The organism is Mesorhizobium sp. YIM 152430 (assembly GCF_029210365.1).
Taxonomy (GTDB): Bacteria; Pseudomonadota; Alphaproteobacteria; order Rhizobiales; family Rhizobiaceae; genus Aliihoeflea.
Map to the genome: position 1 here is coordinate 474,670 of NZ_JARGES010000043.1, position 17,635 is coordinate 492,304.

General features: G+C 64.7%; 16 protein-coding genes. 6 read left to right on the top strand and 10 right to left on the bottom strand.

All coding sequences use genetic code 11. From position 1 onward, the window contains the following. Window positions 1-40 precede the first annotated feature (40 nt). Both PZ895_RS14595 and PZ895_RS14600 read right to left on the bottom strand, forming a co-directional pair. Entirely contained in the window at window positions 41-1,147 is a 1,107-nt protein-coding gene (locus PZ895_RS14595; protein ID WP_275839700.1) for an ABC transporter substrate-binding protein, read from the bottom strand. Between the two features lie 80 nt (window positions 1,148-1,227). Then, the gene (locus tag PZ895_RS14600; RefSeq protein WP_275839701.1) at window positions 1,228-2,331 is read right to left on the bottom strand and encodes an ABC transporter ATP-binding protein; all 1,104 of its coding nucleotides are present in this window, start codon (window positions 2,329-2,331) and stop codon (window positions 1,228-1,230) included. A 232-nt stretch (window positions 2,332-2,563) separates the two neighbouring features. Between PZ895_RS14600 and PZ895_RS14605 the strand changes: the two genes are divergently transcribed. Continuing rightward, window positions 2,564-4,018 (top strand): aldehyde dehydrogenase family protein, encoded by a 1,455-nt coding sequence (locus tag PZ895_RS14605; protein WP_275839702.1) that lies wholly within the window; start codon window positions 2,564-2,566, stop codon window positions 4,016-4,018. A gap of 366 nt (window positions 4,019-4,384) precedes the next feature. Next, complete coding sequence (locus tag PZ895_RS14610; protein ID WP_275839703.1) at window positions 4,385-5,008, top strand: transglutaminase-like cysteine peptidase; 624 nt, start codon at window positions 4,385-4,387, stop codon at window positions 5,006-5,008. Between the two features lie 231 nt (window positions 5,009-5,239). On the opposite strand, the gene PZ895_RS14615 is transcribed toward PZ895_RS14610, so the two are convergent. Together PZ895_RS14615 and gshB are read right to left on the bottom strand one after the other, a co-directional pair. Further along, entirely contained in the window at window positions 5,240-6,772 is a 1,533-nt protein-coding gene (locus tag PZ895_RS14615; protein ID WP_275839704.1) for a YifB family Mg chelatase-like AAA ATPase, read from the bottom strand. Window positions 6,773-6,888: 116 nt separating this feature from the next. After that, complete coding sequence (gshB, locus tag PZ895_RS14620) at window positions 6,889-7,830, bottom strand: glutathione synthase (protein WP_275839705.1); 942 nt, start codon at window positions 7,828-7,830, stop codon at window positions 6,889-6,891. Window positions 7,831-8,063: 233 nt separating this feature from the next. Between gshB and PZ895_RS14625 the strand changes: the two genes are divergently transcribed. Continuing rightward, entirely contained in the window at window positions 8,064-9,362 is a 1,299-nt protein-coding gene (locus tag PZ895_RS14625; protein ID WP_275839706.1) for an EAL domain-containing protein, read from the top strand. A gap of 9 nt (window positions 9,363-9,371) precedes the next feature. Here PZ895_RS14625 and PZ895_RS14630 read toward each other — a convergent pair whose 3' ends face one another. The 3 genes from PZ895_RS14630 to PZ895_RS14640 all read right to left on the bottom strand — a co-directional run bounded on the left by PZ895_RS14630 (window position 9,372) and on the right by PZ895_RS14640 (window position 12,046). Then, on the bottom strand, window positions 9,372-9,686 hold the full coding sequence (locus tag PZ895_RS14630) for a septal ring lytic transglycosylase RlpA family protein (RefSeq protein ID WP_275839816.1): 315 nt from the start codon (window positions 9,684-9,686) through the stop codon (window positions 9,372-9,374). Between the two features lie 198 nt (window positions 9,687-9,884). After that, window positions 9,885-11,282, bottom strand: a complete 1,398-nt coding sequence (locus PZ895_RS14635) for a M20 family metallopeptidase (protein WP_275839707.1) — start codon at window positions 11,280-11,282, stop codon at window positions 9,885-9,887. 5 nt (window positions 11,283-11,287) lie between these two features. Further along, window positions 11,288-12,046 carry an SDR family oxidoreductase gene (locus PZ895_RS14640; RefSeq protein ID WP_275839708.1) on the bottom strand — a complete coding sequence of 253 codons (759 nt, stop codon included), beginning with the start codon at window positions 12,044-12,046 and terminating at the stop codon, window positions 11,288-11,290. A 104-nt stretch (window positions 12,047-12,150) separates the two neighbouring features. On the opposite strand from PZ895_RS14640, the gene PZ895_RS14645 reads away from it, so the two are divergent. The 3 genes from PZ895_RS14645 to PZ895_RS14655 are packed head-to-tail and all read left to right on the top strand — an operon-like array spanning window position 12,151 to window position 14,284. Continuing rightward, on the top strand, window positions 12,151-12,906 hold the full coding sequence (locus tag PZ895_RS14645; protein WP_275839817.1) for an HpcH/HpaI aldolase/citrate lyase family protein: 756 nt from the start codon (window positions 12,151-12,153) through the stop codon (window positions 12,904-12,906). 31 nt (window positions 12,907-12,937) lie between these two features. Continuing rightward, window positions 12,938-13,573, top strand: coding sequence for a glutathione S-transferase N-terminal domain-containing protein (locus PZ895_RS14650; RefSeq protein ID WP_275839709.1), 636 nt, complete (start codon window positions 12,938-12,940; stop codon window positions 13,571-13,573). Window positions 13,574-13,582: 9 nt separating this feature from the next. Then, window positions 13,583-14,284, top strand: a complete 702-nt coding sequence (locus tag PZ895_RS14655) for a FadR/GntR family transcriptional regulator (protein ID WP_275839710.1) — start codon at window positions 13,583-13,585, stop codon at window positions 14,282-14,284. Here the strand turns inward: PZ895_RS14655 and PZ895_RS14660 are convergent. The 3 genes from PZ895_RS14660 to PZ895_RS14670 form a co-directional block, all read right to left on the bottom strand. Further along, window positions 14,275-14,610 (bottom strand): NIPSNAP family protein, encoded by a 336-nt coding sequence (locus PZ895_RS14660; RefSeq protein WP_275839711.1) that lies wholly within the window; start codon window positions 14,608-14,610, stop codon window positions 14,275-14,277. The two genes, PZ895_RS14655 and PZ895_RS14660, sit on opposite strands and share 10 nt — an antisense overlap. Beyond that, window positions 14,607-16,571 carry a TRAP transporter permease gene (locus PZ895_RS14665; RefSeq protein ID WP_275839712.1) on the bottom strand — a complete coding sequence of 655 codons (1,965 nt, stop codon included), beginning with the start codon at window positions 16,569-16,571 and terminating at the stop codon, window positions 14,607-14,609. The genes PZ895_RS14660 and PZ895_RS14665 overlap by 4 nt, the downstream gene beginning before the upstream one ends. Before the next feature lie 88 nt (window positions 16,572-16,659). Next, complete coding sequence (locus PZ895_RS14670; protein WP_275839713.1) at window positions 16,660-17,604, bottom strand: TAXI family TRAP transporter solute-binding subunit; 945 nt, start codon at window positions 17,602-17,604, stop codon at window positions 16,660-16,662. Window positions 17,605-17,635: the final 31 nt, after the last annotated feature.

Consider the following 17,635-nt stretch of genomic DNA (forward strand, 5'->3'; position numbering starts at 1 on the left):
GGGGGAACGGGCGCCGAGGCGCCCGTTCCCGTGGAAGCTCCTACTGGAGCATCCAGCTAGCGTAGCGCTCGCGCAGTTCGTCGCCGTAATCGGTCCAGAAATCGTTGTTGAGGATGATCGGCGTCGTATAGTTGTCGGGGTGGGTCGGCATGTGCGTGGACATGTCGATGCCGAGATCGGCATGTTCACCGACAAGGTCTGCGGACGAGGCGCGGGCCGGGCCGTAGGAGATGTATTTGGCCTGATCGGCAAGGCGCTGCGTGTCGGTCGCCCAGGTGAGATATTCCTTCACGGCTTCGAGATTTCTGGTGCCGGTCGGAACCACCCAGCCGTCCCATTCGACGAGTTGCCCGTCCCAGATGATACCGAATGGCTGGCCTTCGACTTCCGCTGCCGCAAAGATACGGCCGTTGTAGCCCGTTGCGAACGCGGCCTCCTTGTCGGCCAGGAGCTGCGGCGCCTGGGCGCCTTCGGTCCAGAAGATCAGTTCCGATTTGATCGTGTCGAGCTTGGCGAAGGCACGGTCGACGCCTTCGGGCGTCTCCAGCGTCTCGTAGATCTCGTCGATCGGCACGCCGTCGGCGTAAAGCGCCCATTCGAGATTGCCGGCCGGCCGATCCTGGATGGCGCGCTTGCCGGGGAATTCTTCGATATTGAAGAAATCGGCGATCGAGGCCGGCGCCTTGCCATCTTCGAACATCTCGGTGTTGTAGGACATCACGGTCGAATAGACGATCTGCGGGATGAAGCAGTCGCCCAGCGAGCCGGGCAGGAAGTCCTCCGATGCCGCCGTGCCGTCGGGCGCCGGCGCCAGCCATTCATCGTGATCGATGGGCATGATGATGCCTTCGTCGCAGGCAAGCTGCGCATCGGACGGCAGCATGTCGACCAGATCCCAGGTTACGTTGTTCGCCTGGGCCTGAGCGCGCAGCGAGGCCAGCGCATTGGCCGATCCGTCGTCGTTGATGATGCGGACATTGGGATTTTCGGCCATCCAGGGGTCGTGATAGGCGCGCTGCTGGCTTTCGGAATAGGCGCCGCCCCACGACACGACGGTCAGCGATATCTGGTCCTGCGCGTAGGCGCCGAGCGCGAGCAGGCTGACTGCCGCTCCCGCACCAATCACCTTGAGACGTGAAAGATTCATGACGTTCTCCTCTGGTTTCGCCGATGGTTCCTGCATCGGCTTCGTGCTCTTGTCCCCGCCACCCTTCGGCGGCGGCTTTGTCAGGCGTCGAGCGCCCGGCAATCTTCCGCTGCCCATCCCACGCGGACTGTCTCGCCCGTGGCGAGCCGGTCGTTGCGCGCCGCATTGGGCACCTTGATGATGAAATTTGGATTGCCGCATACGCTGACGCGGGTGCGGATATGGTCCCCGAGATAGATCAGTTCCTCGACCCGCGCCTCGAAGCTGTTGGCCAGGCTTTCGGGCGGCGCGATGCGGACCCGTTCGGGCCGCAGCGACAGCGTCGTGTTCTCGCCCGTGCCCGAGACGTTGACGGGCAGCGCCTGGACCAGCGAGCCGTCCGTCAGCCGCACGGCGCAACTCTTGCCGTTCATCGCCTCGACCTTGCCGGCAAGCTTGTTGTTCTCGCCGATGAACGAGGCGACAAAGGCGTTGTCCGGCCGTTCATAGAGATCGGCGGGCGCGGCGAGCTGCTGGATCACGCCGTCCTCGAAGACAGCGATGCGGTTCGACATGGTCAGAGCTTCGGACTGGTCGTGCGTCACATAGACGACGGTCACGCCCAGATCGTCGTGAATGTGCTTGATCTCGTACTGCATCTGCTCCCGCAAATTCTTGTCGAGCGCGCCGAGCGGCTCGTCCATCAGCACCAGAGCCGGCTCGAAGACGAGCGCTCGGGCGACCGCCACCCGCTGCTGCTGGCCGCCGGAAAGCTGTGCGGGCATCCGGTTGCCAAGCGCGCCGAGCTTGACCATGTCGAGCGCGCGCTTCACGCGGGCCTCGATCTCCGCCTTCGGCTTGGAGCGCACCTTGAGCGGAAAGGCGAGATTCTCGGCCACCGTCATGTGCGGGAAGAGCGCATAGTTCTGGAACACCATGCCGATTTCACGCTTGTGCGGCGGCACGTTGTCGATCCGCTCGCCCTTGAGTCGAATCTCGCCATGGGTCGCATTCTCGAACCCCGCCAGCATCATGAGGCAGGTCGTCTTGCCGGAACCCGATGGCCCGAGCATCGTCAGGAACTCGCCCTGTGCGATGTCGAGATTCAGATTCTTGACGACCAGAACCTCGCCGTCATAGCTCTTCTGGACGTTCTGAAAGCGGACGAATCCGGGCTCGTCCGCGTCATTGCTGACGCTTACCATGCAGTCGATCGTTCCCCTGTGGTCCTGGGCATCGTGGCCGGACTGTCTTTGCTTTGGCCTCTAGGATCACCATATCCTGGCAAATTGCAACAGTGGCCGACCTTGCTTGGTCCAGTTTGCCTGTTTGCGTCGTGGGCTTGTCTTCTGGCGCTGCGATGCAAGGCGCCACACTCGTCTTTGAGTCTATCGCCGCACCGGGTCATCGCGCTATCTGGAACCTCTGCGATCCGAATTGAAGGAGACGAGCATGATCGAGAAGACCGATTTCTACATCGACGGGCGCTGGGTGGCGCCAGCCAGGCCGAACACCTTGGAGGTGATCAACCCGGCCGACGAACAGCCCTTCGCCGTCATCTCGCTCGGCTCTGCGGCTGACGTCGACAAGGCCGTTGAAGCCGCGCGCCGTGCTTTCCCCGCCTGGAGCGCGTCCACGAAGGAGGAGCGTGTCGCCGCGCTTGAGCGACTGCTCGAAGCCTACAAGGCGCGGGTCGCCGATATGGCGAAGGCGATTTCGGACGAAATGGGCGCGCCGATGAAGCTGGCCATGGAAAGCCAGGCCGCCGTCGGCATCAGCCACATCAAGACCTTCATCCGCACCTTGAAGAATTTCGAGTTCGAGCACGCGCTCGACGAGCGCAACCCGCAGGAGCGCATCGTCCACGAGCCGATCGGCGTCTGCGGCCTGATCACGCCCTGGAACTGGCCGATGAACCAGGTCACGCTGAAAGTCGTGCCGGCAATCGCGGCCGGCTGCACGGTGATTCTGAAGCCGTCAGAGATCGCGCCGCTCTCCTCGATCGTCTTTGCGGAGATCATGGACGCGGCGGGCTTTCCGGCCGGCGTCTTCAACATGGTCAATGGCGACGGGCCGACGGTCGGCGAGGCGATGTCGCGGCATCCTGGCATCGACATGATGTCGTTCACCGGATCGACCCGCGCGGGCATCGCCGTCACCAAGGCGGCGGCCGATACGGTCAAGCGCGTGACGTTGGAACTGGGCGGCAAGTCCCCGAACATCGTCTTCGCCGACAGCGATCTGGAAGCGGCCATCGTGCGCGGCCTCGATCACTGTTTCGAGAACACCGGCCAGTCCTGCAACGCCCCGACGCGTATGCTGGTCGAGCGTTCGGTTTACGACCGCGCGGTCGAACTTGCCGGCGCACACGCGAAGACGGTCAAGGTCGGCAATCCGGCCGATGACGGCGATCACATCGGACCGCTCGTCTCGCAGGCGCAGTTCGACAAGGTGCAGGGTCTGATCGACATCGCGGTCAAGGAAGGCGCCAGGGTCGTCGCCGGCGGCGCGGGCCGGCCCGAAGGCTTCAACCGCGGCTACTATGTCCGCCCGACGATCTTCGCCGATGTCACCAACGAGATGACGATCGCGCGCGAGGAAGTGTTCGGCCCGGTCCTGGCGATGATCTCCTTCGAGGGTGAGGACGAGGCTGTCGCCATCGCCAACGACACGCCCTATGGCCTGTCGAGCTATGTGCAGACCGGCGATGATGAGCGCGCGCGTCGCGTCGCGCGCCGGTTGCGCGCCGGCATGGTGCAGGTGAACGGCGCCAGCCGGGCGCCGGGCTCGCCCTTCGGCGGCTACAAGCAGTCGGGCCTCGGACGCGAGGGCGGCAAGTTCGGCCTCGAGGATTTTCTTGAAGTCAAGGCGGTCGCCGGCTGGCCGCGATAGGCTGGGCCATTTCAAGGCCGGCGGTGCGCGGTTGCCGCCGAATCAGATGCCGCGCCCGTAATCGGCGCGGCATCGCATCTTTGCCACCCATCCCGATATAGGGAGCGCGCCTTGCCCCCTCGGCGCACGTTTGAACCCGTATTCCGTCCAGATCGTGTCTCGGCGCGAAACGCGCAATCTTGTCATATGGTTAATTGCGCAAATGCCGCCTGCACGCCCGGTTTGCGGGCAAAAATGTGTGTGCGGATTGTCACAGCCGCAAAGCGATGGATGTGGTCGGCGCGCCGCTCGATTGACAGTACTGATCACCCGAACTTAACCTTTTGTTAACGACGCTGAAAAAGTGCGAAATCGGGGTTAGGGCGAATGGGTGGATCTTCGAGATCACTGCGATTTCTTGCGGTCGCGATTCTGGCAGGCGCCCTGGCGCAGTCCGTGCCGGCATCCGCAATGCCCGGTTCAGGTGCGGCAATGCAGGTTTCCGGCCTCACATCGCAGCCAATCGGTCATTACGACCTTTGTCAGCGCAGCCCCGGCGAATGTTCCATCCGCCCGATCGATCGCGGCCCGCTTCCCATCGACAACGCAATCTGGCGCAAGATCGACCGGATCAACCGGTCGGTGAACGAAACGGTCTCGCCCCGCAGCGACCTCGAAATCTATGGCCGCGACGAATGGTGGGCCTATCCGGTCAATGGCGTCGGCGACTGCGAGGACTACGCGCTCGAAAAGCGCAAGCGGCTGGCCGAGGCCGGTATTTCGCTGTCGAACCTGCTCCTGACGGTGGTGCGCAAGCCCGACGGCGAGGGTCATGCCGTCCTGACGCTGCGCACCGATCGTGGCGACTTCATCCTCGACAATCTGAACAACGACCTGCGCCCCTGGTACTCGACCGGCTACAAGTTCCTGAAGCGTCAGGCCTCCAACCATACCGGCCACTGGGTCACGCTTCGCGAAGACCGCAATATGCTGGTCGGCGCGCTGCAATAGGCAAGGATTTTCGCCGAGGCGTCTCACCGCGCGGCAACGTCTCGGCGTCCGACAGGCAAGGCACCCGGAAAGCGCGTTCCACCTTGTCGTCGTGTGTCTCCGCCGCAAGCGGCTTTCCCACCGCCGCGCTCTATCCCGATGCCTGACGCCGCGCCGAGCACCGCAAGCGCGGAAAACGGGCGTTTGCAGGCCGCTCAGACCTGACGATCAACACACCAAACGCCTCTCGCTCTACGCCGCTGCTGCCAGCCTTTCACCTGCCATCCGATAGGAGATCGCTTCGGCAAGGTGAATGCGCGCAACCGGTTCGGCGCCGTCGAGATCGGCAAGCGTGCGTGCGACCTTGAGAACGCGGTGATAGGCACGCGCGGACAGGTTCAGTTTCTCGCTCGCATCGCGCAACAGGGCCGCGCCGGCGGCATCGGGCACCGCGACCGTCTCGATCAGGCCGGCACTGCAATGCGCATTGGTCGTCGCTGCCGCCAACCCGAGTGCTGCATAGCGCTCCGCCTGCAATCGACGTGCCGCGGCAACGCGTTCGCGCACGACGATGCTCTTTTCGGCGCGGCCCGGCGCGATCAGGTCGGCAGCGCTGACGGCAGGGACTTCGATGCGCAGGTCGATGCGATCGAGGAGTGGTCCCGAGATGCGAGCCTGATAATCGGACTGGCAGCGCGGCCCGCGCGCGCAGCGATGGCCCGGCTCGCCCGCCATCCCGCAACGGCACGGGTTCATCGCCGCGACGAGTTGGATGCGCGCCGGATAGGAGACGCGGTGATTGGCGCGCGCGATCACGCTTTCGCCGTTCTCGATCGGTTGGCGCAGCGAATCGAGCACAACCGGCTGGAATTCGGGAAACTCGTCGAGGAAGAGAACGCCATTATGCGCGAGCGAAACCTCGCCCGGTCGCGCCCGCAATCCGCCGCCGACCATCGCCGCCATCGAGGCTGAGTGATGCGGGCTGCGAAAGGGTCGTCGATCCGAAAGCTTGCCGCCGGCGAGTTCCCCGGCGATCGAGGCGATCATCGAGACTTCCAGCAGTTCCTTCGGCGCCAGCGGAGGCAGGATCGAGGGCAGGCGCTGCGCCAGCATCGACTTGCCCGAGCCTGGCGGCCCGATCATCAGGAGATTGTGCCCGCCCGCCGCCGCGACTTCGAGCGCGCGCTTGGCACTTTCCTGACCTTTGATATCGGCGAGATCGGGCAGGTTTCCGGTCTGCGGCTCGATCATTGCTTCGGGCCGGCAGAGCACCTGCGTGCCGCGGAAATGGTTGGCCATGGCGATCAGACTGCGCGGCGCGAGGATATCGATCTCGGCGCCCGCCCACGCAGCTTCCGAGCCGCAGACGGACGGGCAGATCAGCCCGCGCCCCATCGCGTTGGCGCCAATCGCCGCCGGCAGCACGCCCGCCACCGGCGCGATCGTGCCGTCCAGCGCGAGTTCCCCCAGAACCACATAGCTGTCGAGGGCATCCGAGGGGATCGCCCCCAGCGCCGCCATCAGGCCGAGCGCGATCGGCAGGTCGTAGTGACTGCCTTCCTTGGGCAGGTCCGCCGGCGCCAGGTTGATGGTCACCTTCTTGGCGGGCATCGACAGGCCCGAGGCGTGCAGCGCGGCCTGAACCCGTTCGCGGCTTTCCGCAACGGCCTTGTCGCCGAGCCCGACGATGTTCATGCCGATCTTGCCCGGCGCGACCATCACCTGGACGTCGACAGGCACCGTTTCGATGCCTTGGAACGCGATCGTGCGGACGCGTGAAACCATGTCTTGCTCTCCTTGCGGAAAGACAAGCATGAATTGCGGATCAAATCAAGAACATCGAGCGAACAAAAAGGAGCATAAGTTGTGGTCGGGTTGTATCTGGTTGTGTCGGTGGAACATCAGCTCCGCTTGGCCTCCACCGCATCCCAGAACAGCGCGGCGATATCGGCCCCGCCGAACTTCTTCACCTCGCGCACGCCGGTCGGCGAGGTGACGTTGATCTCGGTCATGTAGTCGCCGATCACGTCGATGCCGACGAGGATGAAGCCGCGTTCCCTGAGCGACGGTCCGATCCGCGCGCAGATCTCGCGCTCGCGCGGCGTGAGGTCCGTCTTTTCGGCCCGGCCGCCGACATGCATGTTGGAGCGCGAATCGTGCTCCGCCGGGACGCGGTTGATCGCGCCGACCGGTTCGCCGTCGATCAGGATGATGCGCTTGTCGCCCTTGCGCACGTCCTTGAGATAGCGCTGGACGATATAGGGTTCGCGGAACATCTGGCCGAACATTTCCAGGAGCGAAGCGAGGTTCCGGTCCGCTTCGAGCATGTGGAAGATGCCCGCGCCGCCATTGCCGTAGAGCGGCTTGACGATGATGTCGCCGGCCTCGCGGCGGAAATCGGCGACTTCCATCGGGTCCTTGGTGATCAGCGTTTCGGGCATCAGATCGGTAAATTCGGTGACGAAGATCTTTTCGGGCGAATTGCGCACCCAGGCCGGGTCGTTGACGACCAGTGTCTTCGGATGGATGCGCTCGAGCAGATGCGTCGTCGTGATGTAGTTCATGTCGAAGGGTGGGTCCTGGCGCAAAAGCACCACATCCATTTCGCCGAGATTCACGCGTTGCGGTTCGCCGAGCGTGAAATGAGCGCCCTTGACGTCGTCCACCCGCATCGTCTCGACGCGCGCCGTCACCTCGCCATTGCGCATCGACAGCCGGTCTGGCGTGTAGTGGAAGAGTTCGTGCCCGCGCCGCTGCGCCTCGAGCGCCAGTGCGAATGTGGTGTCGCCCGCGATCGAAACGGTCGCGACATGGTCCATCTGGAAGGCGATCTTCAAGCTCATGAAAGGCTCCGGTCGGGGGCTCTGCGGGCGGGCTGGCCCTTGATCTAGTCTCTTCGCGTCGCCTTGCCAATCGGTTGCTCAACCATGTCGCCCGCCAAAGCGCGCCCACGATACGTTTCCGAAAGCTTTTTCGTGCCAGCTTCCCGCGCAACAAGAAAAGGCGGTGGGGGAAATCAGCGGCCGTGTCGGGGGACAGAACGGAGACCATGCGGCCAGGCGATGCGGCCGGTCATATGACGGATCGGTTGACCGGTCTCGGCACCCGTGCGCGGCTGAAGGACAAGATCGCCCGCCTGATCGTCGAGCGCGAGGCGGACCCGGCGCCCTTCGCCGTCGCGATCGTCGATCTCGACGGCTTCAAGCCGATCAACGATCTTTATGGCCGCACCGCCGGCGACGGCATTTTGAAGCAGGCGGCCCTGCGCCTGCGCGCCGCGCTCGACGGCGCCTCGACCGTCACGCGCATCGGCGCGGACGAGTTCGCGATCCTTGCGCCGATGGTCTTCAGCGCATCCGCCGCGCGGCAGCTCGCGACGATGCTGATCGAGGTTCTCTCCGCGCCCTATGACATAGGCGCGCGTTCGGTGCGGCTGACGGCATCGGTCGGCACCTCGATCTATGACGACATGGCCGAGACGACCGAAGGCCTGATCGGCAAGGCCGAGACGGCGCTCTACGAAGCGCGGCGCGTCGGACGCAATCGTGTCGTCGTCTATTCGCCGGAACTGGTCGAGGCGGTGCATTCCGTCACCCGCATCGAACAGGCGCTGCGCCGCGCCGTCTCCAATGGCGAGGTCGAGCCGCATTTCCAGCCGATCGTCGCGCTCGACGGTGGCCATCTGCTTGGATTCGAGGCGCTGGCGCGCTGGAACGACCACGATCTCGGTCCGGTGTCCCCGGGTCTCTTCATCCCGCTCGCCGAAGAGCGCGGCATCATGCCGGACCTGTCGCGTCTCCTGCTCGGCAAGGCGGCGGACGCGGCGCGCAACTGGCCACGGCATTTGTTTCTCGCATTCAACCTGTCGCCGGAGCAGCTCGTCGACCACTCGACCGCGCGCGAGGTGCTGGAGATTTCCGCGCGCTCCGGGCTCGACCCGCGCCGGCTGGAGGTCGAGATCACCGAGACCGGCCTGATGTCGCAGCCCGAGACGGCGGCGACCATCATCGGCGAGTTCAAGCGTGCGGGCGTCCGGATCGCGCTCGACGATTTCGGCACCGGGCAGTCCTCGCTTGGGCGGTTGCGCGATTTCCCCTTCGACAAGCTCAAGATCGACCGCAGCTTCATCGCATCCATCCTCAACGACCGCCCGTCGGAGCATATCGTCAAGGCGATCCTCGCCATGTGCGCGGGGCTCGGCATAGGGGCGGTTGCGGAAGGCATCGAGGAAAGGGCGCAGGCGAAACGTCTTGCCGAACTGGGTTGCCGCATGGGGCAGGGTTTCCTTTACGGGCGCGCCGAGTCTGCGATCGCGACGACGGATCTCATCCAGTCGCGCGAAAGCCGCAGGCTTGCCGAGTTGAAGCGGAGCTAGCTGAGCGCTTCAGCCTATATTCTCCAGGCAGATTTTCGTGTGGCCGGCATTGATGAAGCCGAGCTTGCTCGCCGCGCCGCGCGACAGATCGAGGACGCGCCCCTTGGTGAACGGCCCGCGATCATTGACGCGCACGACGACTTCCTTGCCGTTGCGCTGGTTGATCACCTTGATCTTGGTGCCGAAGGGCAGGCTGCGATGGGCCGCCGTCATGCCGTCGGGGTTCATCCGCTCGCCCGAGGCCGTCTTGGAGGTCAGCGCATACCACGAAGCGCTGCCGCACTGGGCATTGGCGCTGCCGGCCGAAAGACCAAGAGCGATCATGCCAGCCAGTGCGATGCCGGAGAAGCGGAGGAAGCGAGCCGTCATTGTCGGTGGTCCATACCCGTTAAAGACATTATGGCGGGTAGGAGGCGAATGGGGCGCCGATGGGGTCGCACAACCCACGCGCGAACACTTTTGGAGTCTCGGCGAAACATTGGCGGCCGGAGCGCGGCGGAAATGCAGCTTTCGGCTGTCGTGTCAGTCGCGTGTCAGGGCAGGCGTCCCGCCGGAGCCGATGTCCCAGTAAAGTCCCGCCATCATCTCCAGCCCTTCACGCAGCAGATGCGGCGCCAGATGTTCGTCCGGCGCGTGCTGCGAGCAGCCGGCATAGGAATGCGGGACCCAGATCGTGCGCAGGCCGAGAATGTCGGCAAAGGCGTCATTGGGCAGCGATCCGCCGAGATTGGGCAGGACCGCCGGGCGCTGCCCGGTCGTGCGCTCGATGGACCGCGCCGCGAAGCCGACCCACGGGTCGGCCGGGTCGAGCCGCGTCGCCCGAAACATCTCCTCATCCGCCGCCGAGACATCCACGAAACCGAAGCCGGTATTTTCGAGATGGCGCCTGACCGCAGGCACGACGCCGTCGGGGTCGACGCCGACGACGAAGCGCAGTTGCAGTCGCGCGAAGGCGTGGCCGGGAATGGCATTGACCGGCGCGCGGGGCTCGCCCGCCTCGAAGGCCAGCACTTCGAGCGCGCACCAGCCGAACACTTTTTCCGCCGCCGACAATCCCGGCTCGCCCCAGTCCGGGTCGATGCGCGGGCCGTCCCTTGTATCGACGACCGGGCAATCGGCCAGAGCTTCGCGCACGCTGGCGGGCAGGTCCGCAGGCTTCAGTTCCGGCACGAGAATCCGGCCTTCCGGCCCGACCAGCGCGGCAATGGCGTGGGCGAGCTGGACGGCAGGGTTGGACAGAAGCCCGCCCCAGTTGCCCGAATGATGCGCGCCGTCGCGCGCCTTGATCTTGAGGTCGAAGGAGATACCGCCGCGCGAGCCGAGGAAGAGCGTCGGCCGGCCTGCGGAAAGGCGCGGCCCGTCCGACGCGATCAGGAGATCGGCGCGCAGCGCATCCCTTTCCGCCGCGCACAATTCCCGCAGGCCGGGCGAGCCGATTTCCTCCCCCATCTCGATCAGATATTTGGCGTTGAAGCCGAGCCTGCCGCGCGCTTCGAACACGGCGCGCAGCGCGGCGACGTTGACCGTGTGCTGGCCCTTGTTGTCGGCGACGCCACGTCCGTACCAGCGGCCGTCGCGCTCGATCAGCACCCAGGGCGAAAGCCCGTCCTGCCAGCGTTCGCCCTGGCCGCGCGTCACGTCGCCATGGCCGTAGCCGAGCACGGTCGGCAGGCTCCCGTCCTCGATCCGTTCTGCGATCAGGAATGGTCCCTGTGCCCGCTCATGCCGTGCGATCCGGCAGGAAAAGCCGAGCGTTTCGAGCTCCGGGCGGATTTCCTCGGCAATGTAGCGGTCGAGATCGCCGCCCGATGCCGGTTCCTGGCTTTCCGTGCGGATGGCGACGCGGCGCGCGAGAACGTCGCGAAAATCCCCGCTGTCGAAATGCACGCGCGCGCGTTTGATGGCGTCTTCGCGGCTCATGAGAATTATCCCCGTCCGACGAATGGCATGTTCGTCGCCATCACGTTGAGGAACAGGATGTTCGCCTCCGGCGGCAGCGTGGCCATGTGGACCACCGCGTCGGCGACGTGCCGCACGTCCATGCGCGGTTCTGACATGCGCCGTCCGTCGGCTTGCAGCACGCCGGCGGTCATGCGCTGCGTCATGTCGGTCGCCGCATTGCCGACGTCGAACTGGCCGCAGGCGATGCCGAATTCGCGCCCGTCGAGCGCCGTCGCCTTGGTCAGGCCGGTGATGGCGTGCTTCGTTGCCGTATAGGGCGCCGAATGCGGGCGCGGCGTCGTCGCAGACAGCGATCCGTTGTTGAGGATGCGCCCGCCGCGCGGGTCCTGCCGCTTCATGATGCGGAACGCCGCCTGCGTGCAAAGGAACGCGCCCGTCAGGTTTGCGCCCAGAATCGCGTTCCACTGGTCGAGGCTGAGTTCCTCGATCGGCACCGCCGGCGTGTTGGTGCCTGCATTGTTGACGAGAAGGTCGAGCTGGCCGAAGCACGTTTCCACGGTCTCGAAAAGCCGCGCCACGGCAGCCGCGTCGCCAATATCGGTCGGCACCGCCAGGACGCGGGCTGGATCGTCGCTCATCTCGCGCGCGGCCGCTTCCAGAATGTCCGCCCTGCGTCCGGCCAGCGCCACGCGAAAACCCTTATCGACCAGCCCGGCGGCAATCGCCTTGCCGATGCCCGTTCCCGCTCCGGTCACGATGGCGGTTCGGTCAGTTCCGTTCATGATGCCTCCCGATCTCGTGGCTGGCGATTTGGTCCTGCATCGTGCAATCTGTCAACTTTCTTGATAACTATGCCGAAAGCGAAGTGGAGGCGCATGTGGTGGGAATGCAGGAAAACCGGTTCAAGGCGGCGCTGAAGGCGGGTCGACCGCAGATCGGGCTCTGGTGCAGCCTGACGAGCAATGTCGCGATCGAGCCGCTGGCGGGCGCCGGCTTCGACTGGTTGCTGATCGACACAGAACACGCGCCGAACGAACTGCCGTCCGTCCATGCGCAGCTTCAGGCAGTGTCGCATTCGACGGCGAGCCCGGTCGTCCGGCCCGCCTGGAACGATCCCGTCGCCATCAAGCGCTTCCTCGACATCGGCGCGCAGACCCTGCTCGTCCCCTTCGTCCAGAACGCCGAGGAGGCGCGTCAGGCGGTCGCCGCCATGCGCTATCCGCCGCACGGTATTCGTGGTGTGTCCGTCAGCAACCGCGCCAACGGCTTCGGCCGGTTTGCGGATTATTTCGCCCGCGCCAATGACGAGGTCTGCCTGCTCGTCCAGATCGAGACGCGGGTTGCGCTCGGCAATATCGAGGAGATTGCCGCAGTGGACGGTGTCGACGGCATTTTCATCGGACCCTCGGACCTCGCGGCCGACCTCGGCCATCTCGGCAATTCGGGCCACGAGACCGTCAGGTCTGCGATCTCGGAGGCGATCGGGCGCATTCGTGCGACCGGCAAGGCCGCCGGCATCCTCGCACCCGTGGAGGCCGATGCGAAACGCTGGCTCGACGAGGGTTGCCTGTTCGTGGCCGTCGGCAGCGATCTGGGCCTTCTCGCGCGCGGAAGCGACGCACTTCGCGCCCGCTTCGCCTGATCCGCCACCCATTCGAATTCGGAGACACCAGATGATCGATCTTTATACCTGGACGACGCCCAACGGGCGCAAGGTCTCGATCGCGCTCGAGGAAATGGCCCTGCCATATGAGGTTCATTCCATCGATATCGGGAAGGATGAGCAATTCGCGCCGGATTTCCTGAAGATTTCGCCGAACAACAAGATCCCCGCCATTTTCGACCGCGAGACGGGTCAGTCGGTTTTCGAATCCGGCGCCATCCTGATCTACCTCGCCGAGAAGACCGGCCGCTTCCTGCCGACCGACGCCAGGGCGCGTATGAAGGTGCTCGAATGGCTGATGTGGCAGATGGGCGGGTTCGGTCCGATGCTCGGCCAGGCACATCAATATCTGAAATTCAATCGCGGCAAGGCACCCTTCGCCGAAGAGCGCTTCACCAAGGAAGTCTGCCGCCTCTATGGCGTGCTCGACGGTCAGCTTGGTCGCGAAGCGTATGTCGCCGGCACCGACTATACGATCGCCGACATGGCGATCTGGCCATGGGCGTCGCGTCATGAGTGGCAGGACATTGATCTGAACGACTTTGCCAATGTCAAACGCTGGTATGTCGAACTCGCCGCCCGCGAGGCGGTGCAGAAGGGCTATCATGTGCCGAAATTCACGCAGGACATCCCGATCCCGGCATGAGAATAATCCATGAAGATTGAAATCACGCCGGCCCGCCGCGAGAAGCTCGCTGACAATCTCTACGGCCAGCTACTCGAGCAGATCATGCTTGGCCGGCTGAAGGAGGGCGAGCGCCTGCCGTCCGAATCGGAGATCTGCCGCGCCTTCAAGGTGTCGCGGCCTGTCGTGCGCGAGGCGCTGATGCGGCTTCAGGCCGATGGTCTCGTCTATGCGCGGCGCGGCTCCGGCTCCTTCGTCAAGCAGCGCCCGCCGGCCCGGCTGACCGAGTTCGCCGCCGTATCGGACGTCGCCAGATTGCTGCGTGGCTACGAGGCGCGGATGGCGCTGGAGCCGCAGATCGCCGCTCTGGCGGCCGAGCGCGCCACGGAAGCGCATCTCGAGCAGATCGCGGCCGCTTTGGCCGCGCTCGAGGCCAGCGCCAACGATCGCGACGAGGACTTCGCCTTCCATCGGGCCATTGCCGCGGCGACCGGCAACGAGATTTTCCCGGCCCTTCTGGAATCGATGCGCGACCTGATGCTGGGCGGGATCGATGTCGCCGTCAGCCTGAGCCGTGTCGGATCGCAGGCGCGACGCGAACGCGTGCTGGCCGAGCATCGCCAGATCTACGACGCCATCGCCTCGCGTGACCGTTCGGGCGCGGGCGTGCTCATGCACTATCATCTCATTCAGGCCCGCAGCCGGACCACCGACTACCAGCGTCATCCCTGACGCGGACCGGCCTCGACGAAGTCGAGCGGACCGGAAAGCAGAGTGTTTTCCTGGGCGACGAGATAGCCGGCCTCGCGGCTCATCTTGCGATAGGCGATCCAGTCTGGATCCTTCTCCATTTTCGCGCGCCGTGTCTCCCGGTCGGCTGCGTTGTCGAACGCCCACAGATGCACATAGGAGTTGAGCTTGCCCGTCTCCGTAACCGCATAGACGAGCGGCGTTCCCAGATGTCTTTTCTGCACGGGATAGCCGTGTCGGCCGTAAAGCTCGAGATGGGTCTTCATCGTGCCGGCGCGGCACGTATAGGTGCGAAGATCATAGATCATGCGCGTCCCTGTTCGACGGGGTTTTTCGATGCGTGCGCGGGAATGTCCAGAACGTCGCCGGGCGCGACCGGCGAATGGTCGGGTGCCTCGACATGCCCGATGCTCTGCTCTTGCGTGCGCGGGACACGTTCCGGCGCCGGCCATTTCAGGTTGATGGCGATGCCGATGGCCGCCAGGGCGAGGCCGATCACGTCGGTCACGAACGCCGTATTGATCAGCGACAGGGCGGCCGCGAAGAACAGCAGGCGCGTGATCCAGCTTGCCGGCTTGATGAAGTATCCGGTCAGCGCGCCGGCCAGAAGCGTCACGCCGATCGAAGCGGAAATCGCGGCGCGAACGATGTCCGGCCAGTCGCCGATCATCAGCAGAGCGGGCCCGAAGACGAACATGAACGGAATGATATAGCCGGTGAGGCCAAGCTTCACCGCATTCCAGCTCGTATCCCATATGCCGCCGCGGCTGAGGCCCGCCGCCGCGTAGACCGCAATCGCGACGGGCGGCGTGATCGCCGACAGGATGGCGAAGTAGAAGACGAACATGTGCGCCGCCTCCATCGGTACGCCGAGGCGCACCAGCGCAGGGACCAGAAGCGCCACCTGCACGATATAGGCGGGCGTCGTCGGCATTCCCATGCCGAGGATGATCCCCGCGACCATGGTGAGCAGCAGCGCCGGCAGCAGCATGTTCTGGGCTGCGGCGCGCACGATGCCGGTGAAGGTCAGGCCAAGCCCGGTCTGGGCGATGACGCCGATGACGATGCCGGCCGCCGCACAGGCGAGCGCCACGATCACGGCGTTGATCGCGCCGGATTCGAGCCCGTCCATGAGCTTCTTGAGCGAAAATTCCGCGCGGGTCGTCTTGCGCATCAATACGACCGGGACGATCGACATGATGCCCATCAAGGCCGAGAATTGCGCCGACCGTCCGATCATCAGCGCACCGATGATGAAGATCAGGGGCAGAAACAGATGGCCGCGTTCGCTCAGCACCGTCCAGACGCGGGGCAGGTCGGCCTTGGGCAAACCTTTCAAGCCCTGCTTCTTGGCCTCGAAATGGACGGCGAGGAAGACTGCCAGATAATAGAGGAAGGCGGGCAGCAGCGCGTAGGTCGCGACCGTCAGGTAGCTGACGCCCATGAATTCGGCCATCACGAAGGCGGCCGCGCCCATGATCGGCGGCATGATCTGCCCGCCCGTCGAGGCCACGGCCTCGACGGCGCCGGAAAATGCCTTCGGATAGCCGATGCGCTTCATCAGCGGGATGGTGAAGGTGCCGGTGGTCATGACATTGGCGACGGCCGATCCCGAAACCGAACCGAACAGGCCCGAGGTCACCACGGCGACCTTGGCCGGCCCGCCGGCCGTGTGGCCGGTCAGCGCAAGCGCGAAATCGGTGAAGAGCTTGCCGATGCCCATGCGTTCGGCGAGCGCGCCGAAGATGACGAAGAGCACGACATAGGTCGCCGAGACCTGCGCCGGAATGCCGAACAGCGCGTCTGTCGTCATATACTGATATTCGAGGAGCCGCAGGATTCGCGTGTTGGTGAAGAAGATCTGATAGCCGAGGAACAGCAGCGCCGTGATCGGCAGGATCGGTCCCATGGCCCGTCTGGCGGCCTCCAGAACCACCAGGATCATCAGGATCGCCATCGCCTGGTCGGTGGTCGAGACCGGGCCGACATAGGCCATCCGCGTGTTGAAATATTGCTGGTAGAAGATCGGATAGGCGCAGGCGACCATGGCGCTGATCACGAACAGCCAGTCGAGCGGGCCCGGCGCCTTTCCCGCGTTGCGGCTGAACAGCGGCAGGGACAGATAGGCAAGGACCAGTGCGAACCCGAAATGGGTCGCGCGCAGGGTGAACGCGTTGGGCGGCCCCGCATAGGCGACGTAAAGATGAAACAGGCTCATCGACACCGCCACGAATGTCACGAGCTTCTTCATCAGCGATTCGTAGCGCATCGTGGCACCTCCTCGGTGTCGTCCTGCCTCATGCGGATGTGCAGTCAGGAGCGGGCGGACATCCGGTCGTGTCCGCCCGCATGGCAGCCTACCGCGCGATGCCATTCGCCTCGTAGAAGGCGGTCGCGCCGGGATGCATCGGCACGCCGATGTCCTGAGCCATCTCCTCCAGCGTCAGATCGCCCATCACCGATGCGATGGCGGCAAGGTCCTGCTTGTTTTCCCACATCTGGGTCAAAAGGCCCTCGACAATCTCGGCTTCGAGGTCGCAGCGCGCGACGATGTGCGTGGCATAGCCGACCGCATTCACGTCCTCGTCCTGGCCGGGATAGGTGCCGGCCGGGATCGTCAGGCTGGTATAGCCGGGGTTGATCTCGGCGCGCATCTTCTCAACGAAGGCTTCGTCGAGCGGGATCAGGGTGAGGTCTGCGCTGTTGGCCAGGTCCATCACCGCGGAGGACGGGATGGTGGTGCCGAGCGCCAGGATGTCGGAATTGTTGTCCTGAACCAGCGACACGCCGTCGGAATAGGAAACGAAGTCGACCGACGAAAGATCGTCGTAGGAAAGGCCCGCCGTCTGGAGCACCGCGCGCACCACCTGCTCGGCGGTGTTGCCGACGGGCTGGGTGTTGAGGCGCTTGCCGGCGAAATCCTCAACCGTATTTATCCCGCGCGCCTGCGGCACGACCATCTGGAAATATTGCGGATAAAGGGTCGCCACGTTGCAGACATTGTCGGCTTCGCCTTGGAAGGGTTCGCGACCCTCGATCGCGTCGACCGTTGAGATCGAATTGCCGAAGCCGAGATCGGCATCTCCGTTCTGGACGCCCTGGACATTGGCGATGCCGCCGCCGGGCAGGACCTGGATTGAGGCGATTCCGGCGTCACTGGCCATGGCCTGCATGGCGCCGCCCAGCGGATACCACGCGCCGCCCTGCGGGCCCGTCATCAGGTTCAGTTGCTGCGCCTGCGCCGGTGCGGCGACGGCCGCCACGGCAAGTAAGGTGAGTGCAGTCATGATCTGGGTCTTCATCGTCGGTCTTCCTCCCTGTTGGACCTGTCGA